13 protein-coding genes and 2 pseudogenes are annotated in these 19144 nt (G+C 62.5%); 4 read left to right on the forward strand and 11 right to left on the reverse strand.

Annotation, left to right across the window (positions count from 1 at the left end):
* Window positions 1-122 precede the first annotated feature (122 nt).
* The 10 genes and pseudogenes from B2D37_RS07775 to B2D37_RS07820 all read right to left on the reverse strand — a co-directional run bounded on the left by B2D37_RS07775 (window position 123) and on the right by B2D37_RS07820 (window position 13524).
* Window positions 123-2003, reverse strand: a complete 1881-nt coding sequence (locus B2D37_RS07775; RefSeq protein ID WP_079202164.1) for a S9 family peptidase — start codon at window positions 2001-2003, stop codon at window positions 123-125.
* Window positions 2004-2019: 16 nt separating this feature from the next.
* The gene (pqqE, locus tag B2D37_RS07780; RefSeq protein ID WP_079202165.1) at window positions 2020-3174 is read right to left on the reverse strand and encodes a pyrroloquinoline quinone biosynthesis protein PqqE; all 1155 of its coding nucleotides are present in this window, start codon (window positions 3172-3174) and stop codon (window positions 2020-2022) included.
* The gene (pqqD, locus tag B2D37_RS07785; RefSeq protein ID WP_079202166.1) at window positions 3146-3424 is read right to left on the reverse strand and encodes a pyrroloquinoline quinone biosynthesis peptide chaperone PqqD; all 279 of its coding nucleotides are present in this window, start codon (window positions 3422-3424) and stop codon (window positions 3146-3148) included. Before pqqD ends, pqqE begins: the two co-directional genes overlap by 29 nt.
* Window positions 3421-4173: a pyrroloquinoline-quinone synthase PqqC gene (gene pqqC / locus B2D37_RS07790; RefSeq protein ID WP_079202167.1), complete on the reverse strand. Its 753-nt coding sequence runs from the start codon at window positions 4171-4173 to the stop codon at window positions 3421-3423. The genes pqqD and pqqC overlap by 4 nt, the downstream gene beginning before the upstream one ends.
* Window positions 4174-4185: 12 nt before the next feature.
* Window positions 4186-5100: a pyrroloquinoline quinone biosynthesis protein PqqB gene (gene pqqB / locus B2D37_RS07795; RefSeq protein ID WP_079202168.1), complete on the reverse strand. Its 915-nt coding sequence runs from the start codon at window positions 5098-5100 to the stop codon at window positions 4186-4188.
* A 46-nt stretch (window positions 5101-5146) separates the two neighbouring features.
* Window positions 5147-5218 carry a pyrroloquinoline quinone precursor peptide PqqA gene (gene pqqA / locus B2D37_RS07800; RefSeq protein ID WP_003284930.1) on the reverse strand — a complete coding sequence of 24 codons (72 nt, stop codon included), beginning with the start codon at window positions 5216-5218 and terminating at the stop codon, window positions 5147-5149.
* A 392-nt stretch (window positions 5219-5610) separates the two neighbouring features.
* Window positions 5611-6987 carry a sodium:alanine symporter family protein gene (locus tag B2D37_RS07805; protein ID WP_079202169.1) on the reverse strand — a complete coding sequence of 459 codons (1377 nt, stop codon included), beginning with the start codon at window positions 6985-6987 and terminating at the stop codon, window positions 5611-5613.
* Between the two features lie 334 nt (window positions 6988-7321).
* Entirely contained in the window at window positions 7322-10990 is a 3669-nt protein-coding gene (locus B2D37_RS07810) for a translocation/assembly module TamB domain-containing protein (RefSeq protein ID WP_079202170.1), read from the reverse strand.
* Window positions 10987-12713, reverse strand: a pseudogene (locus B2D37_RS07815) (autotransporter assembly complex family protein). The gene B2D37_RS07810 and the pseudogene B2D37_RS07815 overlap by 4 nt, the downstream one beginning before the upstream one ends.
* 169 nt (window positions 12714-12882) lie before the next feature.
* On the reverse strand, window positions 12883-13524 hold the full coding sequence (locus tag B2D37_RS07820) for a GNAT family N-acetyltransferase (RefSeq protein WP_079202171.1): 642 nt from the start codon (window positions 13522-13524) through the stop codon (window positions 12883-12885).
* A 144-nt stretch (window positions 13525-13668) separates the two neighbouring features.
* Between B2D37_RS07820 and xthA the strand changes: the two genes are divergently transcribed.
* From xthA to B2D37_RS07840, 4 genes are all read left to right on the forward strand, one after another.
* The gene (gene xthA, locus B2D37_RS07825; protein ID WP_079202172.1) at window positions 13669-14481 is read left to right on the forward strand and encodes an exodeoxyribonuclease III; all 813 of its coding nucleotides are present in this window, start codon (window positions 13669-13671) and stop codon (window positions 14479-14481) included.
* 436 nt (window positions 14482-14917) lie between these two features.
* Window positions 14918-16300 (forward strand): substrate-binding domain-containing protein, encoded by a 1383-nt coding sequence (locus B2D37_RS07830; RefSeq protein WP_079202173.1) that lies wholly within the window; start codon window positions 14918-14920, stop codon window positions 16298-16300.
* Between the two features lie 253 nt (window positions 16301-16553).
* Entirely contained in the window at window positions 16554-17552 is a 999-nt protein-coding gene (locus B2D37_RS07835; protein WP_079202174.1) for a TerC family protein, read from the forward strand.
* The gene (locus B2D37_RS07840; protein ID WP_079202175.1) at window positions 17549-17734 is read left to right on the forward strand and encodes a hypothetical protein; all 186 of its coding nucleotides are present in this window, start codon (window positions 17549-17551) and stop codon (window positions 17732-17734) included. The genes B2D37_RS07835 and B2D37_RS07840 overlap by 4 nt, the downstream gene beginning before the upstream one ends.
* 123 nt (window positions 17735-17857) lie before the next feature.
* On the opposite strand, the pseudogene B2D37_RS07845 reads toward B2D37_RS07840, so the two are convergent.
* Window positions 17858-19065, reverse strand: a pseudogene (locus tag B2D37_RS07845) (acyl-CoA dehydrogenase).
* Window positions 19066-19144: the final 79 nt, after the last annotated feature.

Consider the following 19144-nt stretch of genomic DNA (forward strand, 5'->3'; position numbering starts at 1 on the left):
ACCTGCCAATGCAATGCCACCTGAGCCGGCTGGCTGTCGTTGCGCAGTAGTGCTGTTCAGGTGGGAGCGGTGTTGGCCGCGGACTGCAAAACACTGCAAATGCAGACGAAATTGCGGGCGGCTCAAGCAGGCTGTTGCAGCAGCCGCTGGTAGAAGCGCCACTCCTGCTCCAGAGCATGGGCCTGGTTGCGGGCCTGGCGAAAGCCGTGTCCTTCCTGCGGATACAAGTGGTAGTCCACCACCATGCCGCGCGCGCGCAGGGCGGCAACCATGGCCTCGGTTTGCGCCGGTAGCACCACCGCATCCTGGCCGCCCTGGAAGAAGATCACGGGCGCCTCGATTTGCTCGGCATGCAGCAACGGCGTGCGCGCGGCATAGCGCTGCGCATCCCGTAGCGGATCGCCGATCAGCCAATCGAGATAATCGGCCTCGAACTTGTGCGTCACCTGGCGCAGGGCCAAGGGATCACTTACGCCGTAGAGACTCGCGCCGCCGCGGAAAGTCCGACTGAAGGCCAAGGCGCACAGGGCCGTGTAGCCGCCGGCGCTGGCGCCACGGATAAAGGCCTTGGCCGGATCGATCAGAGCGAGGCCGGCCAGGTGCTCGACCAACGCGCAGGCATCCTCGACATCCAGCGCGCCCCATTGCTCATGCAGACGCATCCGATAGGCACGGCCAAAGCCGGTGCTGCCGCGATAGTTCAGGTCGGCCACGGCAAAGCCGCGTTGAGTCCAGAACTGGATGCGCGGATCGAACACCGGGTAACACGCCGAGGTCGGCCCGCCATGCAGGAACACCAGCAGCGGCGGCTTTTCCCCAACCGGCCCACGAAAGCCACTGTTATGCGGCGGGTAGAAGAACCCACGGCAGGGTTCCTCACTGCCACTGGCGAACAGCAGCGGCTGCGGGTGTGAGACCTCGGCCTGGGGCAAGGCGACCTCGGCACCGGCCAGCACCCGGCACTGGCGGTTGCTGCGGTCGATCGCCAGCACCGCACTGCCACGTTCAGACGAGGCGGCGATCAGGTAGAAATTCGTCTCATCGGCAGCCAGTTGGCGAAAGCGGCTATAGCCCTGAGCCAGGCGCGGCCCGCCGGCACCGCTGAGTTCGCGCTCGGCCAGCAGCGCGAAACCCTCCTCGAACCAGCTCAGCAGCAGACTGTCGCCATCCAGCGCCAGGTAATTGCGATTGCCCAGCTGCCAGGGTGCACTGGCGTGGTCGGCGACTGCGCAGGGCAATGGCATCAGCTGGCCCTCGGCCGCTTCACGCCAGGGTTGCCAATAACCGTGGCGATCGCTGAGCACCAGCAGGCGTCCCTGCATGTCGAAACAGGGTTGCTGCAGTGATTCTTCAGCCGTTTGCCCGGCGACTACCCGTGCATCGCGCCAAGCACCCGTGGCATCGCGCCGGGCGCTGCACAGGCGTGTGGCGATCCAGGGCTGGTGTGGGCGATCCCACTCGATCCAGGCCAGGCGTTGTCCATCGCCGCTGACTGCCGGCCCGGCATAGAAATCACCACCCTCGGCCACCACCTGCCGCGCCCCATCGGCCAGGGCGATGCTGACCAAGCGATGGGTGACCTGCCCTGCTCCGTGGTTTTCCTCGACGGCGACTATCGCCTGGGCCACCGGGTCGAATTGCAGATCACCGAAGCGGCAGTCGACTTGCCGGCTCAGCGCCTCGGGGACGGCCCCCAGACGCTGCCAATAAATCTGCTGATCGGCCTCGTTGACGAACGCCAGGCCATCATCGGTCAAACAGAACGCGCCGCCGCCGTATTCATACACCCGGCTGCGCACCGACATCGTGGCTGGCGTCAGACACTCACGCTGCTGCGGTGTGCAGTGCCACAGCGTCGAACGAGCATCGGCCGGGTCATATTGCAGCCATACCACACCACCCAGCCCGGCGCGCAGCTCGGCGAAGTCGCGACCGGCCGCAGCCGCCTGATCGCTCGACCAGGCGCTGTGCCAAAATCCATAAGCGGCGCTAGTGCTGCTCAAGGCGATAGTTACTCCCTCAGACCTTGCAGATCAGCTTAGAGGCTTTCTCGTTGCGGAACTGCAACGTATCCAATGCCCCTGGCGCCTCTTCGGCTTCCAGGCGGGCTTGCACAATCACCTCATGGTGCGCCGACTTGCTGCACACCGGATCGGCGTTGCTGGCATCTCCCGTGAGCATGAAAGCCTGGCAGCGGCAACCACCGAAATCCTTGGCCTTCTCGTCGCAGGAGCGGCACGGTTCGAGCATCCAGTCGTCGCCGCGAAAACGGTTGAAACCGAAGGAGTGTCGCCAGATGTGCTCGATGCTGTGCTCGCGCACATTGGGAAACTGCACCGGCAACTGGCGGGCGCTGTGGCATGGCAGCGCGGTGCCGTCCGGGGTGATGTCGAGGAACAGATTGCCCCAACCGTTCATGCAGGCCTTCGGCCGTTCTTCGTAGTAATCCGGGGTGACGAAGATCAGCTTGCACGGGTGATTCTCGGCCGCCAGTTTGGCGCGCCACTCGTTGGTGATGCGCTCGGCACGCTCGAGTTGGGCGCGGGTCGGCAGCAGGCCGGCGCGGTTGAGCTCGGCCCAGCCATAGAACTGGCAGGTGGCCAACTCGACGAAATCGGCCTCCAGTTCCAGGCACAGCTCGATGATTTTCTCGATATTGTCGATATTGTGCCGGTGGGTGACGAAATTCAGCACCATGGGATAACCGGCCGCCTTGACCGCCCGGGCCATCGCCAGCTTGTGGGCGAAGGCCTTCTTCGAGCCGGCCAGCATGTTGTTCACTTCCTCATCGGCGGCCTGAAAGCTGATCTGGATATGATCCAGGCCGGCTTCGCTGAAACTGGCAATGCGCTCTTCAGTTAGACCGATGCCGGAAGTGATCAGGTTGGTGTAATAGCCAAGATCCCGCGCGGCCTTGATCAGCTCGGCGAGATCTTGGCGAACCAGCGGTTCGCCGCCGGAAAATCCCAGCTGCGCCGCACCCAACACGCGGGCCTGGCGAAACACCTCGATCCATTCGGCAGTCGTCAGTTCCTGACCTTGCTGGGAAAAATCCAACGGGTTTGAACAATACGGGCACTGCAGCGGGCAGCGGTAGGTCAGTTCGGCCAGCAACCACAGTGGCGGGCCCGGCTCATGCCCCGGTTTACTGTAACTCGATCCAGAACTGAGCATTGGCTACCTCCATAAAGGCCAGGATGTCCTCATCGAGTCCCGGCACGTCCGGGAAGCGCTCACTCAAGGTGTCGATGATCTGGCCGACGCTTTGCGCACCATTGACCTGCTGGAGAATTTCCCCGGCACTGTCGTTGAGTTTGATCATGCCTTCCGGATAAAGCAGCACATGGCAGTTCTGCACGGGCTCCCATTGCAGGCGAAAGCCGCGGCGCAACTTGGGCACTTGCTGCATGTTCAACTGATTCATAGGGTAATACCTCGGTGCCAGACCCGCGCGCTGGTGACCGTGTGGTAAGGCGCACGCTCCAGCTCGTAGGCCATGCTCATGGCATCGAGCATGCTCCACAGTACATCCAGCTTGAATTGCAGGATCTCCAGCATGCGTTGCTGACCCTCGTAGGTCGTGTAGTGCTGCAAGGTGATGCGCAACCCGTGCTCGACATCGCGGCGCGCCTCGCTCAAGCGCTTGCGGAAGTAGTCGTACCCGCTGGCGTCGATCCAGGGGTAATGCTGCGGCCAGGCATCCAGACGCGATTGGTGAATAGTCGGTGCGAACAGTTCGGTCAACGAACTGCTGGCTGCTTCCTGCCAGTTGGCGCGACGGGCGAAATTAACGTAAGCATCGACGGCGAAGCGCACCCCCGGCAACACCAGTTCCTGCGACAGCACCTGCTCACGCTCCAGGCCCACGGCCTCGGCCAGCCGCAGCCAGGCTTCGATACCACCCTCCTCGCCGGGCGCGCCGTCATGGTCGAGGATGCGCTGCACCCATTCACGTCGGGTGTCGCGATCCGGGCAGTTGGCCATGATCGCGGCGTCCTTCAACGGGATGTTCACCTGGTAATAGAACCGATTCGCCACCCAACCCTGGATTTGCTCGCGACTGGATTGGCCGGCGTACATCGCCCGATGAAATGGATGATGGATATGGTAGTAGGCGCCCTTGGCGCGCAATGCCTGCTCGAACTCGGCAGGGCTCATCGCGGGTTGGCTCATATGCCTGGCTCCTTACAGCTGGATGCTCATGCCGTCCCAAGCAACGTCGATGGCGTGCGCATTCAGCTCGGCGCGCTCTGGTGAATCGACATCAAGGATCGGGTTGGTGTTGTTGATATGAATCAGAATTTTCTGTTTGGCCGGCAGGCCGTCGAGCACTTCGATCATGCCGCCAGGACCGCTTTGCGGCAGATGGCCCATTGCGCTGCCGAGCTTGTCGCCGACCTCACACTGGCGCATTTCGTCGTCGCGCCACAAGGTGCCGTCGACCAGCAGGCAATCGGCGCGGCGCATCCAGGCCAGCAGCCGATCATCGATCTGGCCCAGACCGGGAGCGTAGAACAAGCTGCCACCCGTGCGCAGGTCTTCGACGAACAGGCCAATGTTGTCGCCTGGGTGCGGGTTGCCGCGGTGCGGCGAATACGGCGGCGCGCTGCTGCGCAAGGCAATCGCGGTGATCTGCAAATCCGGGCAGACGGGAATGCTGAACGGCACGCCATCCAGCTCGATCAGGTTGTGCCGCAAGCCACCGTTCCAGTGCTCGAGCATGTTGAACAGAGGAAAGCCCGTAGTCAGATCCTGATGCACCATCTCGGTACACCAGACTTGATGCGGACAACCCTCGCGCAGGGTCAGCAAACCCGTACAGTGATCAATCTGACTGTCCATCAGCATGATCGCGCCGATCGCCGTGTCCCGCGGCTTGCGCGCGGGCTGCAGGGCCGGGAACGCCTCGATCTGCGCGCGGATATCCGGTGAAGCGTTGCACAGGATCCAGTCCTTGCCGTTGTCACTCAGGGCAATCGAGGACTGGGTGCGCGGCTGCGCGCGCAGGCTACCGCTGCGCACGCCACTGCAGTTGCGACAATTGCAGTTCCACTGGGGAAAGCCGCCGCCGGCGGCGGAACCGAGAATCTGGATATGCATGGCGAATTCCGGGTGATATGCCCCGACAGTGCCGGGGCAAAGCCAATCAACGATTGGCGAAGTACATGGTGACTTCGAAACCAATACGCATATCGGTGAAGGCGGGTTTAGTCCACATGGCGCGGTCCTCTTCTCATCAAGCCGGCAAATTCCGGTAGTGCTAGTTATGCACCCAAACAGCGCGCGACAGAATGGTACTTTGGGAGGAAGTCGGACTGGTATTGGGAGGACAGGCCAACGCCCAGACCGGGGCTCGCCTCCTACGCCGCGGTCTAGAGCGGTGCAGGCCCCCGTAAGTCTTTATCGACCGGATCGACGACCGGCCAATAAAGACCTGCGGGTAATCGCCCAACTGCGCCTATTCTTCAAACCCAGCGCATCCTCCTGCTAGTCAGGTCAGCAGGTGGCAACCTTGTTCAGGACGGGACACCCACAAAAAAGCCCTGCAGTGCAGGGCTTTTTCATTTCAGCGGATAACCAGCGTCTATTCAGAACCTGGCCATGAGCGACCTAGCGCTGCTGGCTTGCGATGCCACCCACGCTAGCCTCACGGGCAAAGTGCTCGCGGGTCAGCTTGACCACCACCGGGCTGAGCAGCAGCAGGGACAACAGGTTGGGGATGGCCATCAGACCGTTGAGGGTGTCTGCGACCAACCAGGCAAAGTCCAGGTGGGCAACTGCGCCGAACGGCACAGCCAGGACCCAGAGAATGCGGAACGGCAGGATAGCCTTGGTGCCGACCATGTATTCCCAGCATTTCTCGCCGAAGTAGCTCCAGCCGAGGATGGTGGTGAAGGCGAACACCACCAGGGCAACGGTCAGAATATAACCACCGACTCCCGGCATGGCCGATTCGAAGGCTGCGGCCGAGAGTGCCGCACCGCTGAGGCCACTGGTCCAGACGCCGGAGCAGATGATCGCCAGGCCGGTCAGGGTGCAGATGACGATGGTGTCGATAAAGGTACCGAGCATGCCGATCATGCCCGAGCGCACCGAACTGTTGGTGGTACCGGCCGCCTGAGCGATACCGGCGGTGCCGAGGCCCGCTTCGTTGGAGAAGATACCGCGCGCCACACCGAAGCGGATCGCCGCCATGACCGCCGCACCGGCGAAACCGCCAGTCGCGGCAACCGGGGTGAAGGCGTAGGTGAAGATCATCTCGAACGCAGCCGGGATCTGTGCCGAATTGACCACCAGCACCACGATGGCGGCGATGACATAGGCCACGCACATGAAGGGAACCAGGGTTGCGGCGACCTTACCGATACGCTTGATACCACCGAGGATGACCAGGCCGACGAAGAACATGGTGACCAGACCGGTCAGCCACAACGGCACGGCGAATGTCGCCTCGAGGGCCGCGGCCATGCTGTTGACCTGCACCATGTTGCCGATGCCGAAGCCTGCGAAGCCGCCGAAGATGGCGAACGCAGTACCCAGCCACAGCCACTTCTTGCCCAGGCCATTCTTGATCGCATACATCGGCCCGCCGACGTGCTCGCCGCGTTCGTCTTTCTCGCGGTAATGCACCGCCAGTACGACTTCGGCGTACTTGGTGGCCATGCCAACCAATGCGGTACACCACATCCAGAACAGCGCGCCGGGGCCACCGAGGAAGATTGCAGTGGCTACGCCGGCGATATTACCGGTACCGACCGTCGCCGCCAGGCAGGTCATCAGTGCCTGGAACGGGGTGATCTCGCCGCTTTCGCTATCGCCTTTCTTGCGGCCTTGCCACATCAATTTGAAACCGGCGCCAACCTTGCTCAGCGGCATGAATTTCAGGCGCAGCATCAGGAACAGGCCGGTGCCGAGGATCATCACCAGCATCGGCGGGCCCCAGACGAGACCATTGAGTTGATTGACCAAACTGTTGAGGGTTTCCATCTAAGATTCCTTATTCTTGTAGTAGTCGCGAGGTTGGGTACCCTTCGCATGCTCGACCGCCGGGTAGGCAGTGCTGTTTGACCGACTGACGCCATCAGCTACAGATTCAGCAAGGGCGCATGCATGAAGATGCATGCGCTTAGCTATAGCGGGCGCCAGTATAAGAAGAGAATTGCAGTCTATTTAACTGTTTAGAAGCTAATACTTAGCTGTATTTACCGTTAACAGGCGAATAAACCAGAGATAGATAGCCGTGTACCGAAAAGACACCGCATATTCCGCGATCAACCTTGTCCATCAAGCGCCAGCGACCACTCGACACGCCCCAACGTGACTAAAAATCGCGCCGATAGAACAGGTCAAGAGAACTGGCCAGGCCGCTGGCAGCCTCAAGATAGAGGCGCTTGCTCAGTTCATAGCGCAATGCGATGGTATTTGCCGGTTCGAACACGCCGATCCCATAGCGCAAGCTCAGGCGCTCCGACAGGCTGCCGCTGGCCACCACACTGGTGCTGATGCCACTGCCCTGGCTGTCCAGTTGGAAATCAGTGATACCCAGCACCTGCGCCACGCTGCCGGTCACCGAGGCGCTACCGGCTAAACCCATGGCGAGCGCCGCCTGGGCCAGCATGTTGTTATCGCCGCTGCTTTGCCCCAGCGGCCGGCCGAGCACCAGGTACGACAGCGCCTGCTGCTGACTCATGGCCGGCTCGGAAAACACCTCGGTGGTGGGCTGTTCGGCATTGCCGCTCAGGCGCAAACCGGCGACCACCGAATCGACCCGACGAATCGCCTCGACATCCAGATAGGGCTGGTCGATCGGCCCGGCGAACAGCAAACGTGCGCGGCGAATGGTCAAGCGCTGGCCATAAGCACGATAACGGCCGTTGTTCAGGCTCAGCTCGCCGCGGGTGTCGAGGTCATTGCCGACATGCACGCGTCCGGCCAGATCGGCATTGAGACCGAAACCACTGAAGCTCAGGCGTTCCTGCCCCACCTCGACATCGATATCCATGGCGATCGCCACCGGCTGCTGCTTATTGCTTGCACTGCCGACGATCACCGCATCCTCCGAAACCTTGACCGTCGACGGCGGCAACTCGCGGATGACAATCTTGCCGCGCGGGATCAGCACCTTGCCGGCGATGGACAGTTGCTCGGCAGCGATGCGCAGGGTGAGATCCGGTTCGACCTGCAGCTGCGCATAGGGCTCGATATTGACCGGCAGACCACTACCACGCAGGCGCAATTCCCCGAGCAGCCCATCGCGCCAGGACAGCTCGCCGGCCAGACTGGCCTGCCCACGTTCGCCACTGCGCCAGCCACCGCTGAGTTGCAGGCTTTCCCCGGCAATCCGCGCGTCCACCTGCAACGCCTCGACCGTCACGGGCAATTGACCGCCGGACAGTTCGCCGCCACTGAGTTGCAAGCGACCATCGATTTGCGGCGCCAGCAAGCTGCCGGACAGGCTGCCACTACCGTCGAGCCGCCCAGCCAGATGCTCGACCATCGGCAGGAACGGCCGCGCCAGAGCCAGATCAAGGCCCGTCAGGCGGAAATCGCCGGTCAATGGTTTACTCGCCGGACGCGGATCGAGACGGGCTTGCAGGGACAATTCACCGATTTTCGGCCCCCGCAAATTCAGCCGCGTATCGATTTGCTGCGCCCGCAACTGGCTCTCCAGACGCAGGCTGTCATAGGCAAAGTCCAGCCATTGGCCCCGGTCACGGATGCGCCAGGTGCCGCTGCCGGCATCCAGCACGACCTGCCCGCTCGGCCCTGCCGCCGGCATGTCGAGCTGCACTTCGGCATTCAGCTTGCCTTGCCAGGCGAAGTCCTTGGGAAACCATTGGGCCAGGCTGTCGAGGGGGAAATCGCGCAGACGATAGCGCAGCTTGGGCTCAGGCTGCAGACGTTGATCCTCGCCACACAGGCTGGCCGCGCCGGAACGCCAGCAGTGCGCCGCGAGGCTGAGCTGGCCGTTGGCCAAGCGCACCAGGGCGGCGGGTTGCTGCAAGCGCCAATCCTGACCGCCGCTTTGTACCTCGCCGCTGCTCAGGCGTCCGCGCCAGGCACCTTGATCCAGACGGCCATCGAGGGCCAAGGCGCTCTGCAGCAAGGGGCCCGCGAGCTTGAGCTGCAGGCGTTGCTGACGCTGATCACCCTGCCCACTGGCCGTCAGCCGGCCCAGTTCGGTCTCGCCTAGGGCAATGCCTTGAGCGTCCAGTTCGACCCGCGCGTGCTGGCCGCTATCGAGACTGGCATCGAGCTGCAGGCGCTGCAGGCGCTGGTCGCTGTATGCCAGGCGCTGACCCTGCAGGGTCAGCTGGCCTTGGGGCGCCTGCAGGCTGCCCGCCAGGTCGAGTTGGCCCTCGAGTTGCCCCTGCAACTGCGGCCATAGCTGGACCAGGTGCGGTAGCTTCAGGCGCAATTGCCCGCTCAGGCGCTGATCCAGCTCAGCACTGCCGTCGATGCGATTGTCGCCCAGGCGCAGCGCCAATCGCTGCAGCCCCCAGCGCTGCCCGGCCCCTGTGACCTGAGCCTGCAACTGCGCCGGCTGGCCACGCAACCGGCCGTCGAGGTCGATCTGCGCACTCAGGCTCAGTTGCTGATCCTTCAGCTCGCCCTGGCTATCCAGCGGCCCGTCCAGAGTGCCCGGCAGTTCCGCCAGCCAGTAGGCCGGATCCAACTCATGCAGTTGCAGGCGCGCATCCCAGCGCAGGCCATCGGCAAAACCCAGGGTCAGCTGGCCATCGGCCCGGCCCTGACCTGCGCGCAGCTGCAGATCGGCCAGGTGTAGCTGCTGCACATCACCACTGAGCGGACTCGCCAGAGTGAAAGCCCCGGCCGGGCCATCCAGCTCGGCGGCGAAGTGGCCCAGGTAGTTGCCGTCGCGATAGCTCAGTTCACCGTTCAGCCGGTGCAATGCCACCGCAGGTGGTGCAAGATCGGGATACAGCCGGCGCCAGGGAAAGTCCTGCCAGTCGAAACGACTGTCCAGACCAAACCCCTCGCGCCAGTCCAACTGGCCGCTGAGGCGCAGCTGTTGCTCGGCGCTGGCGCCTAGAGTCAAGTGAGCAATCTCGGCCCCATCGGCCTTCAGCAGCCCTTGCAGGGTCAGCGCCAGTGGCCCGCCCTCACCCGGAAACTCGGCGTTGCCGCTGACGTGGTAGCCGTCGGCCAGATCGCCGCTGGCATTCAGCGTTATCTTGTTCAGGCGCAGGGTATCCGCCAGCTCGCTGCTGGCCTTGAAGCCGTCGGCGTGCAACTGCAGGTTGGCCGGGAGGTTATCCGCCAGCGCCTGCACGTCGCCGCGCAAACGTCCATTCAGGTAGCCCGTGCTATCGGCGCTGACCTGCAGGCTTTGCTGCAGATCACCGTCAATCTGTACGGCAAGCTGCCAGTCCTGTTGCTCGGGCGCCGGTAGTTTCACCTTGCCGACGATACGCAATGGCCAGTCACCGCTGGGCTGCAGTTGGCCGCTGAGATCCAGGGCAAAGTCGCCGCGCTGCAGGCGCAGACTGTCGAACTGCACACCGGTGCTGGTCCAGCGTGCCGCCAGGTGCAGGCCTTGCAGCTGTTCATCGCCATTGAGTTGCACGCTGCCGATCTGCACCTCACCCAACTCCAGGGCCAAAGGCAGCTGCAACTGCGGCAAATCCAAGGGCGCGTCGCCCTCCTCCTCGCCAGGCGGCAAGAGCAGCTCGATGCGCTCGACCTGCAGGCGCTCGACGCACAGGGTCATACGCAGCAGGCAGAGCGGCGACCAAGCCACCTCGGCCAGGCGGATCTCCACCAGCCGCTCGCCTTGCTGCCAGCGCAACTGCTCGGCGCGCCACTGTCCGCCCAACTGGCCGCTGAAATTGCTCACCTGCAAACCCGCAACCCGGGCCAACGCCCAGCGGCTGCCGGTAGTGCTGGCGAGTATCCAGGTCAGCGTCAACACCAGTATCAACAAGGCGCCAAGCAGGCCATAGAGGCTGTATTTGAGCCCGCGCCTCACAGTTCCGGCCCCATGGAGAAATGCACCCGCACACCGCCCGGGTCATCCAGCGGATGCGCCAGGTCGAGGCGCAGCGGACCGACCGGCGAGACCCAACGCAGGCCGATGCCCACAGCGCTTTTCAAGGAGGGAAAATCCAGTGAGTTGAAGGTGTTGCCCTGGTCGACAAAGGTCGCCACGCGCCAGCGCTCGGCCACGCTGTACTGGTACTCGGCGCTGGCGGCGAACAGATAGCGGCCGCCGATTTTGTCGCCCTGGGCGTTTTCCGGTGACAGGCTCTGGTAGTCGTAACCGCGCACGCTCTGATCGCCGCCAGCGAAGAATCTGAGCGATGGCGGCACCGCGGCAAACCCACCGGATTCGGTACCACCGAACTGCACCCGCCCGAGCAAGCGATGCTTGTCCGCCAGGGTGGTCAAGCCTTTGAGCAGGACATTGCCGTGCAGCACGTCGGCATCGGAGAGTAAGCCGCGTTTGGCCGCCGACAGATCGAATTGCAGGCGATAGCCATGCTGCGGATCGACCTGATTGTCGCTGTGCAGGTACGCATAACTGATGCCGGGCATCAGCAAGGTGCTCAGCCCGGAGTCATCGCCGAGCTGGTATTGCTCATGCTGCCACTTCAGCGAGATAACCCGCTGCCAGCCACTGTCCAGCTTGCTGTGCCACTCCGGCCCCAGGGTCAGCAAGCGGCTGAGGCTGTCGGTGTCGGCCAACTCTTGATATTGGTAACCGCCGGCGTAACGCAGCTTGTCGGTCAGGGGCGGGTCGCCGGGCACGTCGTACCACAGGCCGACGTTCTGCCGCGGCGCCGACAACTCCATCTCGGCGCCGTAGCTGTGGCCCTGCGGGTTGACCCAATGACGGGTCCAGTTGGCGCGACCACGCGGGCCGACATCGGTGGAAAACCCCAGGCCCAGCCCCATGCTGCGTGGCTTGCGCGTTTGCAGTTGAACATTCACCGGAATCCGCTGTTGCTCGGCGGCGTTCGGATTGGCATCGACGCTCACCGACTCGAAATAACCACTGGAACGCAGCGCCTGGTACAGCTCGGCGATCAGCTCGGAGTCATAGGGCGTGTCGCCGGCAAACGGCACCATGCGTTGCAGCAGTTGCGTCTCAAACGGCGCGTCGCCTGCGAAACTCACGGTTCCCAACTGGTAGCGCGGGCCGCTGGCGTAGATCAGTTCGATGTCGGCGAACCCGGCACGCGGATCGATACTCAGGCGTTGGCGGGTGAAGCGCCCGGCGAAAAAACCATAGCGCGAGGCCTGGTTCTGGATCTGCCGCTTGGCGGCGTCGTACCGGCCATGATTGAGTACCGCGCCGGCTTTGAGCCGCGGGGAGCTGGGTAGGCGAAATTCGCGCAACTGACTGGCCGGCCCGTCGATGCGCAGGGTCACCTCGCGCAACCTGACCGGTTCACCGGGGATGATGCGGATGGTCAGGCGCAACGGATCGCCTTCGCTAACCTCGCTGACGATCTGCGCCTGGTAGTAACCCAGCGCCTGCACGGCTTTCTCCGCCTGCGCCTCGGCTACCCGGCGAAAACGCTGCAAGTCATCGAGGTCGCGATCGCCCAGGGGCCGATATAGCCTTCCACGTTCGTCTTGAGCGCGCTATTGGCCGGCTGCACCCTGACCACCAGGCGCGCCTCGGCCAGCACCGACGCGCTCAGCAGGATCAACGCCAATCCGGCGAAAAATGTGGGAAACGTTCTCATGAACGCGATGCTAGCACGTGCCAAGCGGCATGCCAGAGCGCATGGCAGTGTTCTCGCAGTTACTCTTTATTACTGCACGCCAGCCCCAGGGTGGGGCGGGCGCCGATCCGTTTCAGCCCAGCGAGGAAGCGCCAGTCTGCGCGACGCCCCTCTGTTGGCCAGCACGCCATCAAGCGCTGGCTTTGACGGCCTGCTTCGGATTGGGATGGAAGAACACGTGTTCGATGATCGGCCCAATCGCCACTTCACCGATTTCTTCATAGCCATGGCGCTTGTAGAAGTCCAGGTAGTGCGGATTACCGGTGTCCAGCACCACACCGAGTGAACCTGCATCCTCGGCACACCAGTTGTGCAACGCTTCGAGCAACTGCTCGCCGAGGTGCTTGCCCTGGAACTCGGGGTGTACGCCAATCAATGGCAGCACGTGGTAAGGACCAGGCGGCAGGCAGGCCAGAATGGCATCGTGATAGGCCAAATATCGTTTGGTACAGCGAAAACCGGTGGTCAGCAGCATGCGCATACGCCAGTTCCAGCTCTCGGTGATATCCAGCCGGCGCTGGGGTGGTGCGATCAGCGCCATGCCGATCAGGCGGTCATCGATCAGTAGGCCAATCGCCGGCAGATCCTCGCTGAAGTGCTGCTGCACCAACTCGCGCACGGTGGCGCGCACACGCTGGTCATAGCCAGGGCGTTCGGCTTCGAACAGGTACGAAAAGGTCGGCTCATGGCGATAGGCGTGGTACAGCAGCGAACGCGCTTCGCGGGCATAGCCGCTATCAAGCATACGGACTTCAGCAGGGCTGTTCGGCATAGGGTGCGACCTCTGACTTTTCTTGATCTACTTGGCCTGTAGCCACCCTAGCACCGCAACCCGGCGACAGCCAGAACTGGCCGCGGGGTCACCGGATCGACTAGCATCACCGCTTTGCTACAACGACCCCAGGACTTGCCGCCCATGAAGATCGTCTCCTTCAATATCAACGGCCTGCGCGCACGCCCCCATCAATTGGCGGCCTTGATCGAGAAACACCAGCCTGACGTGATCGGCTTGCAGGAAATCAAAGTATCCGACGAGCAATTCCCCGAGGCGGAAATTCGCCAACTCGGCTACCACGTGCACTACCACGGCCAGAAAGGCCATTACGGCGTCGCCTTGCTTTCGCGCCAGGAACCCCTGGCGCTACACAAGGGCTTCCCCGACGATGACGAGGACAGCCAGCGGCGCTTTATCTATGGCACCTTCGCCGATGCCCAAGGCAATCCGGTAACCGTGATGAACGGATATTTCCCGCAAGGCGAAAGTCGCGCCCACCCGACCAAGTTCCCCGCCAAACAACGCTTCTACGCCGACCTGCAGCAGCTCTTGCTCAGCCAGTTCCAGCCAGAACAAGCGCTGGTGGTAATGGGTGATATCAATATTTCACCGCAAGACTGCGACATCGGCATTGGCGAAGAAAACCGCAAACGCTGGCTCAGAAGCGGCAAATGCAGCTTTCTGCCAGAAGAGCGCGAGTGGCTGGCCAGCCTGAAGGACTGGGGCCTGGTCGACAGCTTCCGCCATCTCAACCCCACGGTGAATGATCGATTCAGCTGGTTCGACTACCGCAGTCGCGGTTTCGAGGATGAGCCCAAACGCGGCCTGCGCATCGATGTGATCCTGGCCTCGCTGCCCCTGCAATCGCGCTTCAAGGATGCAGGAATCGACTACGAATTGCGCAGCATGGAAAAACCCTCGGATCATGCGCCGATCTGGCTGGAACTGAGTTGAACTGAGAGGCGGTGAAATAGCTCTCGCCTGCGAGGGCTGCCGCCAAACGCCCAACACTGCGACCAATTACCTCGAGTAATCCGCAAACCATATCAGGGTGTTACTCGCCGCAAGCAGTGCACCCTTGGTTCACCGGCGTGGCACAAAGCTGGCGGGTTGTCGCTGCGCGCCTAAGCCGCCCTACGGCCCGAGGGGATCACCAGATCCGGGGCAATCCACAACCCTAGGGTGTCACTCGCCGCAGGCAGTGCACCATGGTTCATCGGCGCGACACAAAAGCCGGCGGGCTGTCGCTTCGCTCCAAACGGATCGCCGCCTGTGCCGCCCTACGCAGCCGCGCTAGAGCGGCCAGGTCAACACCCCGCTGTCATGTTCCAGTCATCTTTTTGTCTTATCGTCGCGACACCTTCAATTGCCTCTACAAGGTGTCTACCGCATGCCGCGCGCCCTGCCTGCTTGTAATCAGCCAACCTGGAGCAGTACCTGCACCGTCCTGCTGCTCGGTTTTATCTGCTATGCCCTGCCCTGGTCTGTATTCGCCGCCCTGCCGATCCCCGCTGACAACAGCAGCGCCCTGCGTATCCAGGGCTCCAACACCATCGGCGCGACCCTTGGCCCGGCGCTGGTCAGAGGCCTGCTCGAAGCACAGGGGCTGAACGCGATCCGCATCGAGGCCGGCAGCGTCGACAACGAACAGAAGATCATCGGCACCAGCAGCGACGGTCGCCGCGTGACCATCGAAGTCGCCGCCCATGGCTCCAGCACCGGTTTCGCCGCCTTGCAAAATGGCAGCGCCGACCTGGCCGCCTCCTCGCGCCCGATCAAAGACAGCGAGGCCAGCGCCCTGGTGGCCTTGGGCGACCTGCAAAGCCGCGATGCCGAACAGATCATCGCCATCGATGGCCTGGCGATCATCCTCCACCCGAGCAACCCGCTCGAGGCTTTGCGCATCGATCAGTTGGCGCGGATATTCTCTGGCGAGCTGCAGGACTGGGCGCAGCTTGGCGGTAACAGTGGGCCGATCAAGCTGTATGCGCGCGATGACAACTCGGGCACCTACGACACCTTCAAGGAACTGGTGCTGAGTGCCAACGGCGCAACCCTGGCGGCCAGCGCACCGCGCTTCGAGTCCAGCGAAGCACTGTCCGACGCGGTCAGCCAAGATCCGAACGGCATCGGCTTTATCGGCCTGCCTTATATTCGCCAGGCCAAGGCCGTGGCCATCGCCGCCGGCGAGTCGCAAGCCATGCTGCCCAGCACGACCCTGATCGCCACCGAGGACTACCCGCTGTCGCGGCGACTGTTTCTCTATAACCAACCGGACGTGTCCAATCCCTGGGCCAAGGCGCTGATTAGTTTTGCCCATAGCCCGCGCGGGCAGGCCATAGTCGCGCAAAGCGGGTTTATCGCGCAGACCGTGCGAGCGATAAAGGTCGCCCCTGACAGCGCCATGCCCGAGGCCTATCAGACCCTGGCCCGTGAGGCGCAACGCCTGTCGGTGAACTTCCGCTTCCAGCAAGGTAGCGCCGCGCTGGACAACAAGGCCCAGCGCGACCTGGAACGGCTACTCGCCTATCTGAGTGCCCAGGACAAACTGCAGCACAAGGTGGTGCTGGTAGGCTTCGGCGACCCCAAGGCCGATCCGGCCAGGGCCGAGTTGCTGTCAAAACTGCGGGCCATGGCGGTGCGCCGCGAACTGGCTAAGCGCGGGGTGATATTTCACCAGATTATCGGGCTCGGCGACGAGCTGCCGGTGGCTGCCAACAACGCCGATGAGGGACGGATCAAGAACCGCCGCGTCGAGGTCTGGGTGTATTGAGTTCTGCCTGCCCGATGCAGTGGGGTCGCCAGGTTGCGCACCAACGCAATCAGCGTTATGCACGGCGCCCCGTTTTCATGTTCTCAGTGCCATTGCATCCCCGCCTGGGAACACCATCACGGAGTTGTCGAGTGCGCATTTCACCCCTAGCCTTTAGGCATGTGACACCGGGCCCCTCTGGCGGTGAATCCCTCACCGTGATGTCGGAGTCACTAAGTTGCTTCTCAACTTAGGCTGATAACAGGGAGGGCTCATGAACACTCTGCAGGCTTTGTTTACCGCCCCCTTTCTTGGCACACCTACCTGGTTCTGGCTGGCCTTTATGGTCATCGTTCTGGCGCTGTTGGTATTCGACCTCGGCGTGCTCCACCGCGACCAGCATGCAATTGAAATGCGCGAGAGCCTGCTGCTGTACAGCGGCTATTTCGCCGCGGGTTTGCTGTTCGGCGGCTGGATCTGGGGGCAACTCGGGGCGAGCAAGGCACTGGAGTTCTACACCGGCTTTCTGATCGAGCAATCGCTGTCGATGGACAACGTGTTCGTCATGGCGATGATTCTCGGTTTCTTCGGCATTCCTCGACGCTACCAGCACCGGGTATTGTTCTGGGGCATCCTCGGGGTCATCGTGCTGCGCGCGATCATGATCGGCCTGGGTACGGCACTGGTGCAACGGTTCGACTGGGTTCTCTATGTCTTCGGCGCCTTTCTCCTGCTGACCGGGATAAAGATGCTGTTCAGCCGCGAAGTAGAGCACCCGGACCTGGCGCAAAACCCCGTGCTGAAATTTTTGCGCCGGCACATCCGGGTCACCGATGAACTGCATGACGGGCGCTTTCTCGTACGCCTGCGTGACCCGGTCAGCGGCCAGCTGCTGCGTTACGCCACCCCGCTGCTGCTGGCACTGGTGCTGATCGAACTGGCTGACTTGGTATTCGCGGTGGACAGCGTGCCGGCGGTATTCGCCATCACCCAGGATCCGTTTATCGTCTACACCTCGAACATCTTCGCGATCCTTGGCTTGCGCGCCCTGTACTTCGCCCTGGCCGCGCTGATGCACCGCTTTATCTACCTGAAATACGCGTTGGCGTTGGTGCTGATCTTTATCGGCGGGAAGATTTTCCTGCACGGCTTTATCGGTAAGATTCCAGCACTGGTGTCGCTTAGCGTAACCTTTGGTTTACTGGCGGGCGGCGTGATGTTGTCGTTGCTGAAAACCCGCAATCAACCTGCAAAGGATCGGCCAACCCATTGATTCACTGCGATATACGGATCGAAGCCCTGCAACAACGTGGCCGCCAACTCTGGCAGGTACGCATGGGCCGGCGTGCGCTGACCTTTCACGAAGAACTGGCTGCGCGCAGCTTTGCCGCCCAGTTGCATGTACGCCTTGCCTGGCTAAAGGAGCAGGTTGTCCAGGACAACCAGGACAACTGAGCGCCTAGAGAGCTGGCGCCTCAAATGACCAGGCCCGCATAAATGCGGGCCTGGTCATTTGAGGCGCCAGGGTGGCATCACTACCACCCAGCTCCAGCGTCTTTAGCGGCTGGCCTTGGGCGTTTAACGCGGCATGTACTTGCCGATCTCGAACTTACCGATCGCTGCCCGGTGCACCTCATCCGGGCCGTCGGCCAGGCGCAGGGTGCGCTGCATGGCGTACCAGTAGGCCAGCGGGAAGTCATTGGAGACCCCGGCGCCGCCATGCATCTGGATGGCGCGGTCGATCACCTTGAGCGCGACATTCGGCGCCACCACCTTGATCTGGGCGATTTCGCTGGCGGCGATCTTGTTGCCGACGGTGTCCATCATGTAAGCCGCATTCAGGGTCAACAGGCGCGCCATGTTGATCTCCATGCGCGAGTCGGCGATGAGGTCGATGTTGCCACCCAGGCGTGCCAGCGGCCGGCCAAACGCGGTGCGGTTGACCGAGCGCTCACACATCAATTTCAGTGCGCGCTCAGCCATGCCGATCGAGCGCATGCAGTGGTGGATACGGCCTGGACCGAGGCGACCCTGGGCGATCTCGAAGCCGCGGCCCTCACCAAGCAACACGCTCTCGTAAGGTACCCGGACGTTCTCGAATAACATTTCGGCATGGCCATGGGGCGCATCGTCGTAGCCGAACACCGGTAGCGGACGCAACATCTTCACCCGGGCGCGTCCATCGGCACCAGGATCATCGAATGCTGCTGGTGGCGCGGCGCGTCGGGATTAGTCAGGCCCATGAAGATCATGATCTTGCAGCGCGGGTCGCAGGCGCCGGAAGTCCACCACTTGCGCCCGTTGATCACCCACTCGTCACCCTCGCGTACGGCGCGGGCTTCCATATTGGTGGCGTCGGATGAAGCCACGCCAGGCTCGGTCATGGCGAAGGCCGAGCGAATCTCGCCGGCCAGCAGCGGCTTGAGCCATTGTTCCTTCTGCGCTTCGTTGGCGTAGCGCACCAGCACTTCCATATTGCCGGTGTCCGGTGCGGCGCAGTTGAACGGCTCGGGGCCGATCAGCGAGCTACCCATGATTTCCGCCAGCGGCGCGTATTCGGTGTTAGTCAGGCCGGCGCCCAGTTCCGACTCCGGCAGGAACAGGTTCCACAAGCCTTCGGCCTTGGCCTTGGTTTTCAGCTCTTCCATGATCGCGGTCGGCTGCCAGCGGTCGCCTTGATTGACCTGCTGTTCGAAAACGGCCTCGGCCGGATAGACGTGGGTTTGCATAAACGCGGTGACGCGCTCACGCAGTTCCTGAACCTTGGGGGAGTAGGCGAAATCCATGGGAGCTACCTTCTGCGGCTAATTTGGTGAGGTGTTCGATCTGAAATGATGCTAGAACAGGGACTAAGATTTATCTAAC

Origin of the sequence: Pseudomonas sp. CC6-YY-74 (genome assembly GCF_002025205.1) — a bacterium.
In the GTDB taxonomy this organism is placed as follows: Bacteria; Pseudomonadota; Gammaproteobacteria; order Pseudomonadales; family Pseudomonadaceae; genus Aquipseudomonas; species Aquipseudomonas paeninsulae.